The 17,175-nt window shown below is 66.0% G+C and carries 18 protein-coding genes; 17 read left to right on the top strand and 1 reads right to left on the bottom strand.

Annotation, left to right across the window (positions count from 1 at the left end; translation table 11 throughout):
* Positions 1-4: 4 nt before the first annotated feature.
* The 16 genes from rho to RHA1_RS07135 all read left to right on the top strand — a co-directional run bounded on the left by rho (position 5) and on the right by RHA1_RS07135 (position 14,929).
* Positions 5-2,089 carry a transcription termination factor Rho gene (gene rho, locus RHA1_RS07210; protein ID WP_011594476.1) on the top strand — a complete coding sequence of 695 codons (2,085 nt, stop codon included), beginning with the start codon at positions 5-7 and terminating at the stop codon, positions 2,087-2,089.
* Positions 2,090-2,314: 225 nt separating this feature from the next.
* Positions 2,315-2,557, top strand: a complete 243-nt coding sequence (gene rpmE, locus RHA1_RS07205; protein WP_005252948.1) for a 50S ribosomal protein L31 — start codon at positions 2,315-2,317, stop codon at positions 2,555-2,557.
* Positions 2,558-2,648: 91 nt separating this feature from the next.
* Complete coding sequence (gene prfA, locus RHA1_RS07200) at positions 2,649-3,728, top strand: peptide chain release factor 1 (protein WP_011594475.1); 1,080 nt, start codon at positions 2,649-2,651, stop codon at positions 3,726-3,728.
* 53 nt (positions 3,729-3,781) lie between these two features.
* Positions 3,782-4,711, top strand: a complete 930-nt coding sequence (prmC, locus tag RHA1_RS07195) for a peptide chain release factor N(5)-glutamine methyltransferase (protein WP_009474172.1) — start codon at positions 3,782-3,784, stop codon at positions 4,709-4,711.
* The gene (locus RHA1_RS07190; protein ID WP_011594474.1) at positions 4,708-5,364 is read left to right on the top strand and encodes an L-threonylcarbamoyladenylate synthase; all 657 of its coding nucleotides are present in this window, start codon (positions 4,708-4,710) and stop codon (positions 5,362-5,364) included. Before prmC ends, RHA1_RS07190 begins: the two co-directional genes overlap by 4 nt.
* Complete coding sequence (locus RHA1_RS07185) at positions 5,361-6,542, top strand: glycosyltransferase family 4 protein (protein WP_005252952.1); 1,182 nt, start codon at positions 5,361-5,363, stop codon at positions 6,540-6,542. Before RHA1_RS07190 ends, RHA1_RS07185 begins: the two co-directional genes overlap by 4 nt.
* Positions 6,543-6,580: 38 nt before the next feature.
* The gene (locus RHA1_RS07180; RefSeq protein WP_007300049.1) at positions 6,581-7,054 is read left to right on the top strand and encodes a Cg1360 family ATP-synthase-associated protein; all 474 of its coding nucleotides are present in this window, start codon (positions 6,581-6,583) and stop codon (positions 7,052-7,054) included.
* Positions 7,055-7,381: 327 nt separating this feature from the next.
* Complete coding sequence (atpB, locus tag RHA1_RS07175; protein ID WP_009474169.1) at positions 7,382-8,164, top strand: F0F1 ATP synthase subunit A; 783 nt, start codon at positions 7,382-7,384, stop codon at positions 8,162-8,164.
* An 85-nt stretch (positions 8,165-8,249) separates the two neighbouring features.
* Entirely contained in the window at positions 8,250-8,495 is a 246-nt protein-coding gene (locus RHA1_RS07170) for an ATP synthase F0 subunit C (protein ID WP_005252955.1), read from the top strand.
* A 7-nt stretch (positions 8,496-8,502) separates the two neighbouring features.
* Positions 8,503-9,060: a F0F1 ATP synthase subunit B gene (locus tag RHA1_RS07165; protein WP_009474168.1), complete on the top strand. Its 558-nt coding sequence runs from the start codon at positions 8,503-8,505 to the stop codon at positions 9,058-9,060.
* A 5-nt stretch (positions 9,061-9,065) separates the two neighbouring features.
* Entirely contained in the window at positions 9,066-9,893 is an 828-nt protein-coding gene (locus tag RHA1_RS07160; protein WP_009474167.1) for a F0F1 ATP synthase subunit delta, read from the top strand.
* A gap of 62 nt (positions 9,894-9,955) precedes the next feature.
* Entirely contained in the window at positions 9,956-11,599 is a 1,644-nt protein-coding gene (gene atpA, locus RHA1_RS07155; protein ID WP_005252958.1) for a F0F1 ATP synthase subunit alpha, read from the top strand.
* 48 nt (positions 11,600-11,647) lie between these two features.
* On the top strand, positions 11,648-12,628 hold the full coding sequence (locus RHA1_RS07150) for a F0F1 ATP synthase subunit gamma (RefSeq protein ID WP_009474166.1): 981 nt from the start codon (positions 11,648-11,650) through the stop codon (positions 12,626-12,628).
* A gap of 3 nt (positions 12,629-12,631) precedes the next feature.
* A complete protein-coding gene (atpD, locus tag RHA1_RS07145; RefSeq protein ID WP_005252960.1) occupies positions 12,632-14,083 on the top strand; it encodes a F0F1 ATP synthase subunit beta in 1,452 nt (483 codons plus the stop codon).
* Between the two features lie 6 nt (positions 14,084-14,089).
* On the top strand, positions 14,090-14,458 hold the full coding sequence (locus tag RHA1_RS07140) for a F0F1 ATP synthase subunit epsilon (RefSeq protein WP_005252961.1): 369 nt from the start codon (positions 14,090-14,092) through the stop codon (positions 14,456-14,458).
* A 48-nt stretch (positions 14,459-14,506) separates the two neighbouring features.
* On the top strand, positions 14,507-14,929 hold the full coding sequence (locus tag RHA1_RS07135) for a DUF2550 domain-containing protein (protein ID WP_005571048.1): 423 nt from the start codon (positions 14,507-14,509) through the stop codon (positions 14,927-14,929).
* On the opposite strand, the gene RHA1_RS07130 is transcribed toward RHA1_RS07135, so the two are convergent.
* The gene (locus tag RHA1_RS07130; protein ID WP_009474164.1) at positions 14,930-15,505 is read right to left on the bottom strand and encodes a cob(I)yrinic acid a,c-diamide adenosyltransferase; all 576 of its coding nucleotides are present in this window, start codon (positions 15,503-15,505) and stop codon (positions 14,930-14,932) included.
* A gap of 54 nt (positions 15,506-15,559) precedes the next feature.
* On the opposite strand from RHA1_RS07130, the gene murA reads away from it, so the two are divergent.
* Positions 15,560-16,834 (top strand): UDP-N-acetylglucosamine 1-carboxyvinyltransferase, encoded by a 1,275-nt coding sequence (murA, locus tag RHA1_RS07125; protein WP_011594473.1) that lies wholly within the window; start codon positions 15,560-15,562, stop codon positions 16,832-16,834.
* The last annotated feature ends 341 nt before the right edge of the window (positions 16,835-17,175 follow it).

The raw sequence follows: 17,175 nt of genomic DNA, 5'->3' as shown, positions 1-17,175 counted from the left end.
CTCCGTGACCGATACGGACCTCATCGCCGCTCCTGTGCGCGCCTCCTCGGTGGATACCGTTGGCGCGCAGGCAGGCGACTCTTCACAGGCGTCATCGACCGCACCCGGCCAAGGTGCAGTGACGGCCTCCACCAAGCGCGCCGAGGCGCGCCGGGGTGCCGGGCTGTCCGGAATGGTGCTCACCGAGCTCCGCACTCTCGCAGGTGAGCTGGGCATCAAGGGCATCTCGGGGATGCGCAAGGGCGACCTGATTGCCGCGATCAAGGAGCGCCAGGGCGGCTCTTCCGCCCCGGCCGCTGCCGCGACCGAAGCCGCTCCCCGGACCCGGGCGACCCGCGCGAAGCGCGTCGAGTCCGCTCAGACCGAACTCGAAGTGACTCCCCAGGTGGAGACCACGGAGAAGGCCGCCGAGCCCAAGACGGCCGAACCCGCGACGGGCGACGGCGCAGCCGCCGACACGGACACCGCCGAAGGCGGCCGCCGCGGGCGTCAGCGCCGCGGATCCGCGCGTCGGGCAGGCGCACCCGAGCAGGGTGACCAGAGCGGTAACGCTCAGGACACCGCCTCGGCGAATGCCGCCGACACGCAGCAGGCCGAGCGCAAGCAGGCCGACGACCGTCAGGATTCCGCAGAGAAGCCGGCCAAGCAGGACGGCTCCGGCGAACAGGGCGGCGACCGCAACCGACGTGAGCGGGGCGGCGACCGCGGTGATCGTGGCGACACCCGCGGCGAACGCGGTGACCGCGGCGAACGCGGCGATCGCGACAACCGTGGGGACCGCAGCCAGGGCAACAACGGCCCGCGCAACAACGACAACCGCCCGGGCGACGACGAGGAAGGCGGTCGCGGACGCCGCGGACGTCGCTTCCGCGAACGTCGTCGTGGACGCGACCGCGGCGAAGGCGGCGGCGGTGACGCCCGCGAGACCGAGATCCGCGAGGACGACGTCCTGCAGCCGGTCGCCGGCATCCTGGACGTCCTCGACAACTACGCGTTCGTGCGGACCTCCGGCTACCTGGCCGGACCGAACGACGTCTACGTGTCGATGAACCTGATCCGTAAGAACGGCCTCCGTCGCGGCGACGCCATCACCGGCGCAGTCCGGGTCGGGCGCGAGGGTGAACAGGGCAACCAGCGCCAGAAGTTCAACCCGCTGGTCCGCATCGACACCGTCAACGGTGGCGACGTGGAAGCGGCCAAGAAGCGCCCCGAGTTCGGCAAGCTCACCCCGCTGTACCCGAATCAGCGGCTGCGTCTGGAGACGACGCCGAACATCTTGACGACCCGTGTCATCGACCTGGTGATGCCGATCGGCAAGGGACAGCGTGCGCTGATCGTGAGCCCGCCGAAGGCCGGTAAGACCAGCGTTCTGCAGGCCATCGCGAACGCCATCGCGACCAACAACCCCGAGTGCTACCTCATGGTCGTGCTGGTCGACGAGCGGCCCGAAGAGGTCACCGACATGCAGCGTTCGGTGAAGGGCGAGGTCATCTCCTCGACCTTCGACCGTCCGCCGGGAGACCACACCTCGGTCGCCGAACTGGCCATCGAGCGTGCGAAGCGTCTGGTGGAGGCGGGTAAGGATGTCGTCGTCCTCCTCGACTCGATCACTCGCCTCGGCCGTGCGTACAACAACTCGTCGCCGGCTTCGGGACGCATCCTCTCCGGTGGTGTCGACTCGACCGCGCTCTACCCGCCGAAGCGTTTCCTCGGTGCTGCGCGCAACATCGAGAACGGCGGTTCGCTCACGATCATCGCGACGGCCATGGTCGAGACCGGTTCCACCGGCGACACCGTGATCTTCGAGGAGTTCAAGGGCACCGGTAACGCCGAGCTGAAGCTCGACCGCAAGATCGCGGAACGTCGTGTGTTCCCGGCCGTGGACGTGAACCCCTCGGGTACGCGTAAGGACGAGCTGCTGCTCAGCCCGGACGAGGCCGCGGTGCTGCACAAGCTCCGGCGCGTGCTCTCGGGTCTCGACTCGCACCAGGCCATCGATCTGCTGATCGACCGCCTCAAGAAGAGCAAGAGCAACATCGAGTTCCTCATGCAGGTGTCGAAGACTGCTCCGGGCGCGATCGACGACTGATCGCGACCAGAGCGGGGCCCGGCGACTTTCGGTCGCCGGGCCCCGCTGTTTTCCCCTCGAAATCACCGTGGAACAAAACGCAGACCACCCGCGTTGACCACACCGCAAGCACAAATGCCGATTGGGATCGCGAACCTGCGATCTGGCATACTGAGCGGCTGAGTCCGGTTCCGGTTCACGTCTTCGAACGGCGAAGGCGACCCGGCGACCATTGAAAGGGACACCATGAAGTCAGGCATTCACCCCAACTACGTGGCCACCACCGTGGTCTGCGGTTGCGGAAACACCTTCGAGACCCACAGCACCAAGGAGACCGGGCGTATCAACGTCGAGGTCTGCTCGCAGTGCCACCCGTTCTACACCGGCAAGCAGAAGATCCTCGACACCGGTGGACGTGTCGCCCGCTTCGAGGCTCGCTACGGCAAGCGCGCCGGCAAGGGCGCAGCCAAGGAATCTGCAGAGTCCTAGCTGTTCCGCCGACGCCCGTCCTGCGATAATTGCAGGCCGGGCGTCGGCTTTTTTGTGCCTATTCCCGAAAGAACGCAGAGCGGAGCGAATCATGGCAGGGACCACCCAGCCTTCGGCCATCGACGACATCCTGGCCGAACATGCCGGCCTGGAGCAGCAGTTGGCGGACCCGGCCCTGCACAACGACCCTTCCGCCGCCCGCAAGGCGGGCAAGCGATTCGCCGAGCTCGCGCCGATCATGGCGACGTATGCCAAGCTCAAGTCGGCGCAGGACGATCTGGATGCCGCGCGCGAACTCGCCGCCGACGACTCCAGCTTCGCCGCCGAGGTGCCCGAACTCGAGGCGCAGGTCCTGGAACTCGACAAGGCCCTCACCGACCTTCTGGCCCCCCGCGACCCGCACGACGGTGACGACGTGGTGCTCGAGGTGAAGTCGGGGGAGGGCGGCGAGGAATCCGCGCTGTTCGCCTCCGATCTGGCCCGGATGTACGTCCGGTACGCCGAGCGTCACGGCTGGCGTGTCGAGATCCTCGACGCGACCGTGTCCGATCTCGGTGGATACAAGGACGCGACCCTGTCGATCAAGTCGAAGGGCGATGTGCGTGACGGGGTCTGGGCACGACTGAAGTTCGAGGGCGGTGTCCACCGCGTGCAGCGCGTGCCGGTCACGGAATCGCAGGGACGCGTGCACACGTCCGCCGCCGGCGTCCTCATCTACCCCGAACCGGAAGAGGTCGAGGAGGTGCAGATCGACGAAACCGATCTGCGCATCGACGTCTACCGCTCCTCGGGCAAGGGCGGTCAGGGTGTCAACACCACCGACTCCGCGGTCCGTATCACGCACCTGCCCACCGGAATCGTCGTGACCTGCCAGAACGAGCGCTCACAGCTGCAGAACAAGGCCCGCGCCATGCAGGTGCTCGCCGCGCGGCTGCAGGCCGCCGCCGAGGAAGCCGCGGATGCGGAGGCGTCGGCGGGCAGGCAGAGTCAGGTGCGCACCGTCGATCGTTCGGAGCGCATCCGCACCTACAACTTCCCGGAGAACCGCATCACCGATCACCGGATCGGTTTCAAGTCCCACAACCTGGATGCGGTCCTGGACGGCGAACTCGACGCCCTGCTGGATGCCCTGGGCAAGTCCGACCGCGAGGCGAGGCTCGCCGCGGAGTAGCCGCGAAGCGGGACCGCGCCACCGGGCGGCAAGCCGCGTGGCACTCTGTACCTGTGAGTCGCCTTCCTCTTCGCCTGGCCCTGATCGACGCAACCGCGCAACTCGACGAGGCCGGGGTGCGTAGCTCCCGTGCGGATGCCGAACTGCTCGCGGCCCACCTGCTGGGGGTGGAACGGACCCGGCTCGGCCTCGTCCCGCTGGTCGACGAGTCGGTGATCGACGCCTACAAGAAGATGGTCGACCAGCGCGCCAAGCGGATTCCGTTGCAGTACATCCTCGGTACGGCCGCGATGGGGGACATCGACATCGAGGTCGGTCCCGGGGTCTTCGTGCCGCGTCCCGAGACGGAACTGCTGCTCGGGTGGGCGCTCGCCTTCCTCGGAAGCTGCGATCAGCATCCGCCGGTGGTCCTCGACCTGTGCACCGGCTCGGGCGCGCTCGCGCTCGCGATCGCCAATGCCCGCCCCGACGCCGTCGTGCACGCCGTCGAACTCGAACCGCACGCGCTCGCATGGGCCCGGCGCAACGCCGACGCCCGCGAACAGGCAGGTGACGCACCGATCCGCCTGTACCAGGGTGACGTGACCGACCGGACGTTACTGGCCGGGCTCGAAGGCGGCGTCGACCTGATCGTGGCGAACCCGCCCTACATCCCGGAGGGCGTCGAGCTCGAACCCGAGGTGGCCGACCACGATCCGCACAGTGCACTGTTCGCCGGACCGGACGGTCTGTCCGTCATCAAGCCGATGATCTCGAACGTCGCCCGCTGGTTGCGGATCGGGGGAGCGGTAGGCATCGAACACGACGACTCCAACGGGGCCGACGTGGCGGCACTGTTCGCGTCCCGCCGGGTGTTCGGCGAGGTCGCGGAGCACCCGGACCTCGCAGGCAAGCCGCGCTTCGTGGTCGCCCGGCGCGTCGCCACGGATATCGAGGCGCAGCGTGCAGGGGCCGTCACCGAGGGTGAAAGAATGGGCGGGTGAGTACCGTTTACGACTGTGGCCTTCCCGATTCACGCTCCGCCGGAATGAGTGCGGCCAAGAATGCGCTCAAGGCCGGGCGGCTCGTCGTGCTCCCCACGGACACGCTGTACGGGATCGGCGCGGACGCATTCGACAGCGAGGCTGTCGCCGCCCTCCTGCGGGCCAAGGGTCGCGGGCGCGACATGCCGGTTCCCGTGCTTGTCGGCTCGTGGAACACGATCGACGGCCTGGTGTACAGCGTGCGCCCGCAGACGCGCGACCTCATCCGGGCGTTCTGGCCGGGCGGGCTGAGTCTCGTTGTGGAGCAAGCACCTTCGCTGGCGTGGGACCTCGGCGACACCCGGGGCACGGTCATGCTGCGCATGCCGCTGCACCCCGTCGCCCTCGAACTGTTGCGTGAAGTCGGACCGCTGGCGGTGTCGAGCGCGAACGTCTCCGGGCAGCCGCCCGCGACGACGGTCGAGGAAGCGCGCGAGCAACTCGGCGGCTCGGCGAGCGTGTACCTCGACGGTGGCCGGGCGGAGCAGGGGCAGGCATCGACGATCGTCGACCTCACCGGCGCGACCCCCCGGATCCTGCGTGAAGGCGCCGTTCCCACCGGCGATGTCGCCGACGTGCTCGGGGTGACGGCGGAGAGTCTGTCCGCCCAGTGAGTGCTGCCGAATCGGCCGGCGTGGCGCTGGCTCAAGCAGGTGGGGGCGCGGGTGTCCCGCTGCGCGAACTCCTGCTCGTACTCTTCACCGCTGCGGTGGTCACCTACCTGGCCACCGGGGCGGTGCGGCTGTTCGCGCTCCGGTTCGGGGCCGTTGCCGTGCCGCGGGACCGGGACGTCCACGTCACCCCGACGCCCCGTCTCGGCGGGGTCGGCATGTATCTCGGGATGCTCGTCGCGTTGTTGTTCGCGCAGCAGCTACCCGCACTGACCCGGGGATTCGAGTTCACCTCCGACATTCCCGCGGCGCTGGTCTCGGGGTTCGTGATCGTGCTGGTGGGGGTGGTCGACGACCGATGGGGCCTGGACGCGCTCACCAAGTTCGTCGGTCAGGTCACCGCGGCGGGCATTCTCGTCGTGATGGGAGTGAGCTGGTTCATCATCTATATGCCGTTCGGGGACGGCAGCACCGTCATCCTCGACCAGCTCCAGGCCGGTCTCGTCACTGTGGGTGTCGCGGTCGTGATGGTGAACGCCATGAACTTCGTCGACGGCCTCGACGGTCTCGCGGCGGGCCTCGGTCTGATCTCCTCGCTCGCGATCTGCGTGTTCTCGGTGGGGCTTCTGCACGATCAGGGCGGCGACGTCAGCGCGTATCCGCCCGCGCTGATCGCCGCGGCGCTGGCAGGTGCGTGTCTCGGATTCCTTCCGCACAACTTCCAGCCCGCCAAGATCTTCATGGGCGACTCCGGCTCCATGCTGATCGGTCTGATGCTCGCGGCCATCTCCACCAGCGCGTCCGGTCGCATCCCGCTGACCGCGTACGGCACCCGCGACCTGCTCGGTCTTCTCTCGCCGCTGCTCCTCGTCGGTGCCGTCATGTTCATCCCGATCCTCGACCTGCTGCTCGCCGTCGTCCGGCGGACCCGTGCGGGCGTGAGCCCGTTCAGTCCCGACAAGATGCACCTGCACCACCGGTTGCTGCAGATCGGGCACTCGCACCGCCGCGTCGTGCTGCTCATCTACTTGTGGGTCGGTGTCCTGGCGTTCGGCGCGGTCGGATCGGCCCTGTTCGACCGTCGCGTCGTCGTCCTCCTGGTTGCGGGAGGCCTCGTCTTCGCGCTGGTCGTGACGGCCGTCCCGTCGATTCGCGGACAGCAGCACGACCGTCGCGGCTGACCGGAGGGTTGCGGCGGACCGGCGAAGATCCACTACCCTTGGCGACCGTGACGTTCACCCCCGCCTCCGCCCCTGATCACACCGCGTCGTTGCGGGCTGCCGTCCGCTACGGAGTTCTCGGTCTGATCGTGCTGGCAGTGGTCGGCTCGATCATCGCATTTCTCGTCGCGGGCAAGCCCGGTCTGTACGGCGCTCTTCTCGGTGCGGCAGTCGGGGGAGGGTTCATCCTGTGCACGGCACTGGGTGTGCTGTTCACCGCGAAACTTCCGGCCTTGACGGCGGGAGCGGTACTGCTCGGTACGTGGTTGCTGAAGATGATTCTCGCGATCACGGTCCTGGCGATCCTCAAACCGCTCGACTTCTACGACAAGACGGCATTGGTGCTGGTCATGGTGCTGTCGTTGGTGATCGTGCTGGGAGCGGAAACGTTCGGCGTCCTGGGAACCAAGGCGCCGTACGTCGAGCCGACGCCGTCGGACGACGCCGGATCGCCGGAATCGGACGATAAGTAGTACTACGAGATGTAGTAAAATTGAATCGACCCGGACCCCGTCTACACAACGTCGTAGATGACTTGCTAAGGTCTGGGTCAAGCGAGAGCAATGAGAGTGCGAGTAAGTTACTCGCCGGTATTGCATGCTTGTAGGTGGCCGCACTTTCAGGGCCGCCGAGTCGACGAGAGTCGCCGACACCGACAGACGCTGGACTCGAACAGTCCGCAGCAGCTGACGAATACGCGAGTCGAGCTTGTCGACTTGTTTGATCGTCAATGTCCGATCGAACCGCAGTCAACGAAGGCTGCGGACCGACTACGGGAGAGAACGCTGAGCGTCATCAACGTGGCTGCTGGAGAAGAATTCCACGCGCCTTCCCTGAACGACTTCTTCCCGCCCGCGGTCCTGTTCGAAGGGACTCCGTTCGAACTCGACCGCCTGATGCTGGTTCGCATCCTGCTGTCCGGACTGATGATGCTCTTCTTCGTCATCGCGCTGCGCAGCCCGAAGATCATCCCTCGCGGTGTCCAGAACATCGGTGAGATCGCGCTCGACTTCGTCCGGATCAACATCGCGGAAGAGATTCTCGGCAAGGAGCAGGGCAAGCGCTTCCTGCCGGTCATCACCACCATCTTCTTCCTGGTGCTCGCCTCCAACCTCGGCAGCATCATCCCCTTCATCAACATCTCTCCGAACGCGCGTATCGGCATGCCGCTCGTGCTCGCCGCCCTCGCGTACATCGTGTTCAACTACGTCGGCATCAAGAAGTACGGCTTCTTCAAGTACGTGAAGAGCAGCATCGTGGTCCCCGGTGTTCCGCTTCCGCTGCACTTCCTGCTCGTGCCGATCGAGTTCATCTCGACGTTCGTCCTCCGGCCGTTCACGCTCATGGTTCGTCTCATGGCCAACATGCTGGCCGGCCACATCCTGCTGGTGCTGTTCTTCAGCGCCACCCAGTACTTCTTCTTCGTCTCCGGTGGCTTCCAGGCCGTGTTCGGTGTGGCCTCGCTTGCCGCCGGCATTGCATTCACCTTCTTCGAACTGCTGGTGATCTTCCTGCAGGCCTACGTCTTCGCGCTGCTCACGTCGGTGTACATCGATCTGGCGCTGCACGCGGATTCGCACTAGCACCACAAATTTCACGACCAGCTACACCAAGAACTGAGCCTCCCGCCGAATCCGGCGGAGGTCAACAGAAAGGGAACGGAACACCATGAGCCTCGCCTACCTCGCTCAGGAAGCTGTCCAGGAAACCAACTCGACGGGTTTCGGAGCCATCGGCTACGGCCTCGCCGCGATCGGCCCCGGCATCGGCGTGGGCATCGTCGTCGGTAAGGCGATCGAGGGAATGGTTCGCCAGCCCGAGATGGCCGGACAGGTTCGTACCACGATGTTCCTCGGTATCGCCTTCACCGAAGCCCTCGCGCTGATCGGCCTCGTCGCCGGCTTCATTTTCTAAGATCGTCATGGCAGCCAACATCGCAGTCCTCGCGCAGGAAGAGAGTCACAACCCTCTCCTGCCCGAGACGTATGACATCGTTTGGTCGATCGTCTGCCTGGTCATCGTTGGTTTCGTCTTCTGGAAGTACGTCCTTCCGATGTTCCAGAAGGTCCTTGCCGAGCGAACCGAGCAGATCGACGGCGGCATCAAGAGGGCCGAAGAGGCCCAGGCCGAAGCGAAGGCGGCGCTCGAGCAGTACCGCGCTCAGCTCGCCGAAGCTCGCACCGAGGCTGCGCAGATCCGTGAGGACGCGCGCACCCAGGGGCAGCAGATCATCGCCGAAATGAAGGCACAGGCTCAGGAAGAAAGCGACCGCATCGTGGCCGCCGGCAACAACCAGTTGGTTGCCCAGCGTCAGCAGATCGTCGCCGAACTGCGCGCCGATCTCGGCCGCACCGCGGTCGACCTCGCTGAGAAGGTCATCGGTGAGTCCCTCGCCGACGACGTCAAGCGGGCCGGCACGGTCGATCGCTTCCTGAACGAGCTCGACACCATCGGCGCAAATTCCGCAGCAGGGAAGTGAGCACCATGTACGCAGCGAGCCGTGAGGCCTTGACGCAGACCCGTGCTGCGTTGTCTTCGGCCTTGGGATCCGTCTCTGCCGGAGCAGCCACAGCGGCCGCGGCCCAGATCGGGGCCGAGCTGTTCTCGGTCGTCGAGATCCTGGACGAGCAGCGCACTCTCCGGAGTGCCCTGTCGGACACCTCGACGCCCGGGAACGTTCGCGAAGGTCTGGCCGAGCAGGTATTCGGTGGCAAGGTCTCGGCCGAGACCCTCGCCGTCCTGAAGGCGGCGGTGGGCCAGGACTGGTCCGTCACCTCCGACCTGCTCAACTCGCTGGTGCTCGTCGGTCGGGAATCGCTGCTGAAGGCAGCGGCCGATCAGGGACAGCTCGACGCTGTCGAGGACGAGCTCTTCCGCCTCGGCCGCATCGTTGCCGGTAACCCGAAGCTCGAGCAGTCACTGTCCGACCGTTCCGTGCCGGCGAAGAGGAAGCGTGAACTGCTCTCCAAGCTGCTGTACGGCAAGGTCACCGCTGTCGCCGAGGCGCTGGCGACCCAGGCAGTGGGCCGGTTGAAGAACTCCGCACCCGCGGACGCCTTCGACGAACTGTCGAATCTGGCAGCAGCACAGCGGGAAGCAGTTGTCGCCAAGGTGCGCAGCTCTGCTCCGCTGTCCAGTGAGCAGTCGGATCGGCTGACCGCCACCCTCACCCGTACCTACGGGAAGCCGGTGACGGTTCACGTGGAGGTCGATCCTGAACTCCTCAGCGGCTTGGTCGTCCGGGTGGGCGACGAGGTGATCGACGGCAGCGGCGCGGGACGTCTCGCAGCGCTGCGGAAATCCCTCAAGTAGTCCGCAACCGAACCCCATACCCCAGATCTTTTCGAAGACCAGACACCGAGAGCAGGAAAAACATGGCGGAGCTGACGATCTCCTCCGACGAGATCCGTAGTGCGATCGAGAACTACACCGCGAGCTACTCCCCGGAGGCCTCCCGCGAAGAGGTCGGCCTTGTGACCGACACCAGCGACGGCATCGCGCACGTCAGTGGCCTGCCTTCGGCGATGGCCAACGAACTGCTGGAGTTCCCCGGCGGAATTCTGGGTGTCGCGCTCAACCTGGACGCCACCGAGATCGGTGCCGTCATCCTGGGCGATTACGAGAACATCCAGGAAGGCCAGGAAGTCAAGCGGACCGGCGACGTGCTGTCGGTACCCGTCGGCGACGCCTTCCTCGGCCGCGTCATCAACCCGCTCGGACAGCCGATCGACGGCCTGGGCGAGATCGAGAGCAACGAGACCCGCGCGCTCGAACTGCAGGCTGCCTCGGTGCTCGAGCGTCAGCCCGTCGAGGAGCCGCTGCAGACCGGCATCAAGGCCATCGACGCGATGACCCCGATCGGCCGCGGACAGCGCCAGCTCGTCATCGGCGACCGTAAGACGGGCAAGACCGCCGTCTGCATCGACGCGATCCTGAACCAGAAGGCCAACTGGGAGACCGGCGACGAGAAGCAGCAGGTTCGCTGCATCTACGTCGCGATCGGCCAGAAGGGCTCCACCATTGCGGGCGTCAAGGCTGCCCTCGAGGAGCAGGGCGCGATGGAGTACACCACCATCGTCGCCGCCCCGGCCTCCGACTCCGCCGGATTCAAGTGGCTCGCGCCCTACACCGGCTCCGCCATCGGCCAGCACTGGATGTACCAGGGCAAGCACGTCCTGGTCGTGTTCGACGACCTGACCAAGCAGGCCGAGGCGTACCGCGCCATCTCGCTGCTGCTGCGTCGCCCGCCGGGACGTGAGGCATACCCCGGTGACGTCTTCTACCTGCACTCCCGCCTGCTGGAGCGTTCGGCCAAGCTGTCCGACGCCCTGGGTGGAGGCTCGCTGACCGCGCTGCCGATCATCGAGACCAAGGCCAACGACGTCTCGGCCTACATCCCGACCAACGTCATTTCCATCACCGACGGTCAGGTGTTCCTCGAGTCGGACCTGTTCAACAAGGGTGTCCGCCCGGCCATCAACGTCGGCATCTCGGTGTCCCGAGTCGGTGGCGCCGCGCAGACCAAGGGCATGAAGAAGGTCTCCGGTTCGCTGCGTCTGGAGCTGGCTCAGTTCCGTGAGCTCGAGGCGTTCTCCGCCTTCGCCTCCGACCTGGACGCCGCCTCGAAGGCACAGCTCGAGCGCGGTGCCCGCCTGGTGGAGCTGCTCAAGCAGGATCAGTACAGCCCGATCCCCGTCGAGGACCAGATCGTCTCGATCTACCTCGCCGGCGAAGGTGTCTTCGACAGCGTGCCGGTCGGCGACGTCCGCCGCTTCGAAGCCGAACTGCTCGACGAGCTGCACCGCACCGCCTCCGGCGTGTACGAGAGCATCAAGGGCGGCAAGGCCCTCGACGCCGACAACGCCAAGGCGCTGGTGGAGGCCACCGACAAGTTCAAGGAAACCTTCATCGCGTCCGACGGAAGCCGGGTCGTGAACGAGGCCGAGGCCGAAGCTCTGGACGCCGGCGAGGTCGGCCACGAGCAGATCAACGTCAAGCGCACCACCGTCAGCAAGTGAGCGGCCTGCCCATGATGCTGCGAAACATGAAGGGAGAGTGATCGATCGATGGCAAGCATTCTCGAACTGAGGTCTCGCATCAAGTCGGTCAACTCGACCAAGAAGATCACCAAGGCCCAGGAACTGATCGCGACCTCGCGCATCACGAAGGCACAGTCGCGCGTCGCCGCGGCGAAGCCGTACGCCGAAGAGATCACGAAGGTTCTGTCGGAGCTGGCGAGCGCGTCGGCTTCGCTGGACCACCCGTTGCTCAACGAGCGCACCGATCCCAAGCGTGCCGCGGTTCTGGTCGTCACCAGCGACCGCGGTATGTGCGGCGGATACAACTCCAACGTCCTCAAGGAGGCCGAGGAGCTGTTCCAGCTGCTGCGCAGCGAGGGCAAGGATCCGGTCATCTACGTGCTCGGATCCAAGGGCCTGGGGTACTACACGTTCCGTGGCCGCGACTTGGGAGGTGCGTGGACCGGGTTCTCCCAGGATCCGGGCTACTCCGACGCTGCCAAGGCGAGCCGTCACCTGGTCGACCTGTTCATGGCCGGATCCGGCTCGGAGGTCCCCGCGCCGAACGGCGAGGGCACCATCGAAGGCGTCGACGAGCTGCACATCGTCTACACCCGCTTCGTGTCGATGCTGACCCAGTCTCCCGAGGTTCGCCGGATGGCTCCCCTCGAGGTGATGGTTTCGGAGGAGCGCGTCGAGCTCGGCGAAGACATGCTGTCGAACGGTCACGGGTCCAGCGACTCGGAGCCGGTCGCCGGATACAACTTCGAGCCGGAACCCGACAAGTTGCTCGGTGCCCTGCTGCCGAAGTACATCAGCACCCGCATCTACTCCTCGCTGCTGGATGCTGCGGCGTCGGAGTCGGCTGCCCGTCGTACCGCCATGAAGGCGGCGACGGACAACGCAAACGAACTGGTGAACACGTTGAGCCGTCAGGCAAACCAGGCTCGCCAGGCCCAGATCACCCAGGAAATCAGCGAGATCGTCGGCGGCGCGAATGCGCTTGCCTCGAGCGCAGGAAGTGACTAAGCAATGACCGCAGCAGTAACCGAAAACAACGGGGCAGGCTCGGGTTCGTCCGTCGCCGGCCGCGTCGTGCGGGTCATCGGTCCCGTCGTGGACGTTGAATTCCCGCGTGGCGCTATTCCTGAACTGTTCAACGCCCTGCACGCCGAGATCACGCTCCCCTCGGTCGCCAAGACGCTGACCCTCGAGGTCGCACAGCACCTCGGCGACAACCTGGTGCGCACCGTCTCGATGCAGCCCACCGACGGCCTGATCCGCGGCACCTCGGTGTCCGACACCGGCAAGCCGATCTCGGTTCCCGTCGGAGACGTCGTCAAGGGCCACGTGTTCAACGCACTGGGCGACTGCCTCGACGCTCCCGGCACGGGTCGCGACGGCGAGCAGTGGGGCATCCACCGCAAGCCACCGGCCTTCGACCAGCTCGAGGGCAAGACGGAGATCCTCGAGACCGGCATCAAGGTCATCGACCTCCTCACCCCGTACGTCAAGGGTGGAAAGATCGGTCTGTTCGGTGGTGCCGGTGTCGGCAAGACCGTTCTGATCCAGGAAATGATCACCCGTATCGCCCGCGAGTTCTCCGGAACCTCGGTGTTCGCAGGCGTCGGTGAGCGCACCCGTGAGGGCACCGACCTTCACCTCGAGATGGAAGAGATGGGCGTCCTCCAGGACACCGCCCTCGTCTTCGGCCAGATGGACGAGCCGCCGGGAACGCGTATGCGCGTCGCCCTGTCCGCGCTGACCATGGCGGAGTACTTCCGCGATGTCCAGGGCCAGGACGTGCTGCTGTTCATCGACAACATCTTCCGTTTCACCCAGGCCGGTTCCGAGGTGTCGACCCTGCTCGGTCGTATGCCTTCGGCCGTGGGTTACCAGCCGACCCTGGCTGACGAGATGGGTGAGCTGCAGGAGCGCATCACCTCGACGCGAGGCCGCTCCATCACCTCGCTGCAGGCGATCTACGTGCCCGCCGACGACTACACCGACCCGGCGCCGGCAACGACGTTCGCGCACCTCGATGCCACCACCGAGCTGTCGCGTCCGATCTCGCAGATGGGTATCTACCCCGCTGTGGACCCGCTGACCTCCACCTCCCGCATCCTGGAGCCCGGCATCGTCGGTGCCGAGCACTTCCGGGTCGCCAACGAGGTCAAGCGCATCCTGCAGAAGTACAAGGAACTGCAGGACATCATCGCCATCCTCGGTATGGACGAGCTGCAGGAAGAGGACAAGGTGCTCGTCGGCCGTGCCCGCCGCCTGCAGAAGTTCCTCGGCCAGAACTTCATCGTCGCCGAGAAGTTCACCGGTGAGCCTGGCTCCGTGGTGCCGCTCCGCGACACCATCGAGGCGTTCGACCGCATCTGCAAGGGCGAGTTCGATCACCTGCCCGAGCAGGCGTTCAACAGCTGCGGTGGACTCGACGACGTCGAGGCTGCAGCCAAGAAGATCGCCGGGAAGTAGTCGACGATGGCTGAGATGACCGTGGAACTCGTCGCCGTGGAGCGACGGTTGTGGTCTGGTTCGGCGACTCTCGTCAGCGCACAGACGACCGAGGGCGAGATCGGTGTCATGCCTGGGCATGAGCCGGTTCTCGGACAGCTGGTCGAGGCCGGAGTGGTTGCGATCACGACGGCTGACGGTGAGCGTATCGTCGCTGCTGTGCACGGCGGGTTCCTGTCCGTGACCGCGAAGACAGTCACGATCCTCGCCGAGTCAGCCGACTTGGCCGAGGACATCGATGTGGAAGCGGCCAAGGCCGTGCTCGCAGAGAGTGGAGACGATCTCGAGGCGATTGCTGTCGCCAAGGGTCGGATCCGCGCTGTAGAGCGCGCTTAGGCTGCACGAGAAAGACCGCGACGGAGCCGACGAACAGTGACAATCGGAATGACTGTGTTGATCATTCTGGTTGTGCTGCTCGCGGCCTTCGTCGCGGTCTTTTTGTATCGGCTTGCAGTACTGCGCCGCGGTGGCACCGCGGCGATCCTTCGGGTGACGCCTGCCCCGGGGGACACCGGGTGGCGCCACGGCGTCATCCGCTACGGCGAGGGTTCCCTCGTCTTCTTCAAACTGTCGAGTTTGCGCCCCGGCCCTGATTCGCGCATCGACCGCCAGGGCATCGAAGTCGCAGGTCGTCGCAGCCCGGAGGGCTCCGAGTTCGACATCATGTCCGAGGAAATCATCATCCTGTCGGTCAAGGACCGCGGTAGCTCGTACGAGATCGCATTGGACGGGGGAGCGTTGACCGCGTTCCTGTCCTGGGTCGAATCACGACCGTCCGGCCGATCGGTTCGCGGTCGCCGACTCTGATCAGGACTTCCCGGCTCCGGGCTTCCAGAGCACGTCGCCCTCGGGGTTCGCGAGCCTGCTGACGATGAACAGCAGATCCGACAGCCGGTTGAGATACTTCGCCGGAAGTGCGTTGGTGGTCTCCGGGTTCGCGTCGACGGCCGCCCACGCAGACCGCTCGGCCCGCCGGGTCACGGTCCGTGCCACGTGCAGCAGCGCTCCGAGTGCCGTGCCGCCGGGGAGAATGAAGGAGTTCAGCGGCTCCAGGCGTTCGTTCAGTTCGTCGCACCAGCCCTCGAGACGGTCGATGTACTCGTCGGAGATGCGCAGCGGCGGGTACTTCGGTTCCTCCTCCACCGGGGTGGAGAGGTCGGCGCCGGCGTCGAACAGGTCGTTCTGGATCTGCCGCAGGATCGACCGGATCTCCTCGGGCGGGTCGCCCAATGCCACCGCGACCCCGATCGAGGCGTTCGCCTCGTCGCAGTCGGCGTAGGCGATCAGCCGCGGATCGTTCTTCGACACACGGGAGAAATCGCTGAGTCCGGTGGTCCCGTCGTCGCCGGTCCGGGTGTAGATCTTGGTGAGGTGTACGGCCATAGCGTTACGGTACCGGCCTCCGGGGTCGGTATCCCTGGCTCTAGGCTGTGTTCTGTGAGTGAACGCTTCCTTGTCACCGGCGGTAACCGCCTCGTAGGTGAAGTGTCTGTCGGGGGCGCCAAGAACAGCGTTCTCAAGCTGATGGCGGCAGCGCTGTTGGCTGAGGGCACCACAACTGTCACCAACTGCCCGGACATCCTCGATGTCCCTTTGATGGCCGACGTCCTGCGCGGCCTCGGCTGCGAGGTGGACCTCGACGATTCCATCGTCCGGATCACCACACCCGCGGAGCCGAAACACCACGCCGATTTCGCCGCGGTACGTCAGTTCCGCGCGTCGGTGTGTGTGCTCGGACCGCTGGTCGCGCGGTGCCGACGCGCCGTGGTCGCGCTACCGGGTGGCGATGCCATCGGATCGCGGCCCCTCGACATGCACCAGTCGGGGCTGCGATTGCTGGGCGCGCACAGCACGATCGAACACGGCTGCGTGGTGGCGCAGGCCGACGACCTGCACGGCGCGAACATCCGGCTCGCGTTCCCGTCGGTGGGGGCGACCGAGAACATCCTGATGGCCGCCGTACTCGCCAAGGGTGAGACGGTGATCGACAACGCGGCCCGCGAACCCGAGATCGTCGACCTGTGCAACATGCTGATTCAGATGGGCGCGAAGATCCGGGGTGCCGGCACGTCCACGCTGACGATCCAGGGCGTCCCCAAACTCGAGCCCACCACGCACCGGGTCATCGGCGATCGGATCGTCGCAGCGACGTGGGGGATCGCCGCGTCGATGACCCGTGGCGACGTGCGAGTCCGCGGAGTCAACCCGAAGCACCTCAGCCTGGTGCTCGACAAGCTGCGGGTGGCCGGAGCCGAAGTCACGGCCGAGTCCGACGGATTCCGGGTGGTCCAGGAAGCGCGGCCCACGGCCGTCAACTTCGCGACTCTGCCCTATCCGGGTTTCCCCACCGACCTCCAGCCGATGGCCATCGGTCTCGCCGCGGTCGCGGAGGGAACGTCGATGATCACGGAGAACGTCTTCGAGGCGCGGTTCCGGTTCGTCGAGGAGATGATCCGGTTGGGTGCCGATGCTCGGACGGATGGTCACCACGCTGTGATCCGGGGAATCGCGCAGCTGTCGAGTGCGCCGGTGTGGTCCTCGGACATCCGGGCCGGCGCCGGCCTGGTGCTGGCGGGACTCGTCGCCGACGGCGTGACTGAAGTGCACGACGTCTTCCACATCGACCGGGGCTACCCCCGTTTCGTCGAGATCCTCCAGGAACTCGGCGGCCGCATCGAAAGGGTGGCCGCGGATCCCGCTTCTCAGCGGTGAGTCCGGCGTCACAGCGGCCGGTGTGAGCGGCAGAACGCCGAATCGGTTCCGGCACACCGGCTCTGACCAGCGGAATCCGAACCGGCGAACACCGTGACCTGGCGATTTGGCAAGCAGTTTCCCTTCGCGTAACTTATTCCAGGTCAGAGCGACACGGACACCGACCCCGGCCGGAAGGCGGGGGACACGAGGTTGGACGAAGGCGCCTGGTACATCGGAAGTTCACCGTCGTGTACGGTGGTGCTTCCATCCCGGTTAGATTCTGTTCAGCGTCTCGGCTTGCGCCGGTGAGGCTGGTAGGATAAGATGGAACGGTTGCCCCGGAGCGGCTGGCGAGTGTG

The organism is Rhodococcus jostii RHA1 (assembly GCF_000014565.1).
Taxonomy (GTDB): Bacteria; Actinomycetota; Actinomycetes; order Mycobacteriales; family Mycobacteriaceae; genus Rhodococcus_F; species Rhodococcus_F jostii_A.
This window is presented reverse-complemented; position numbering and strand designations above follow the sequence as displayed.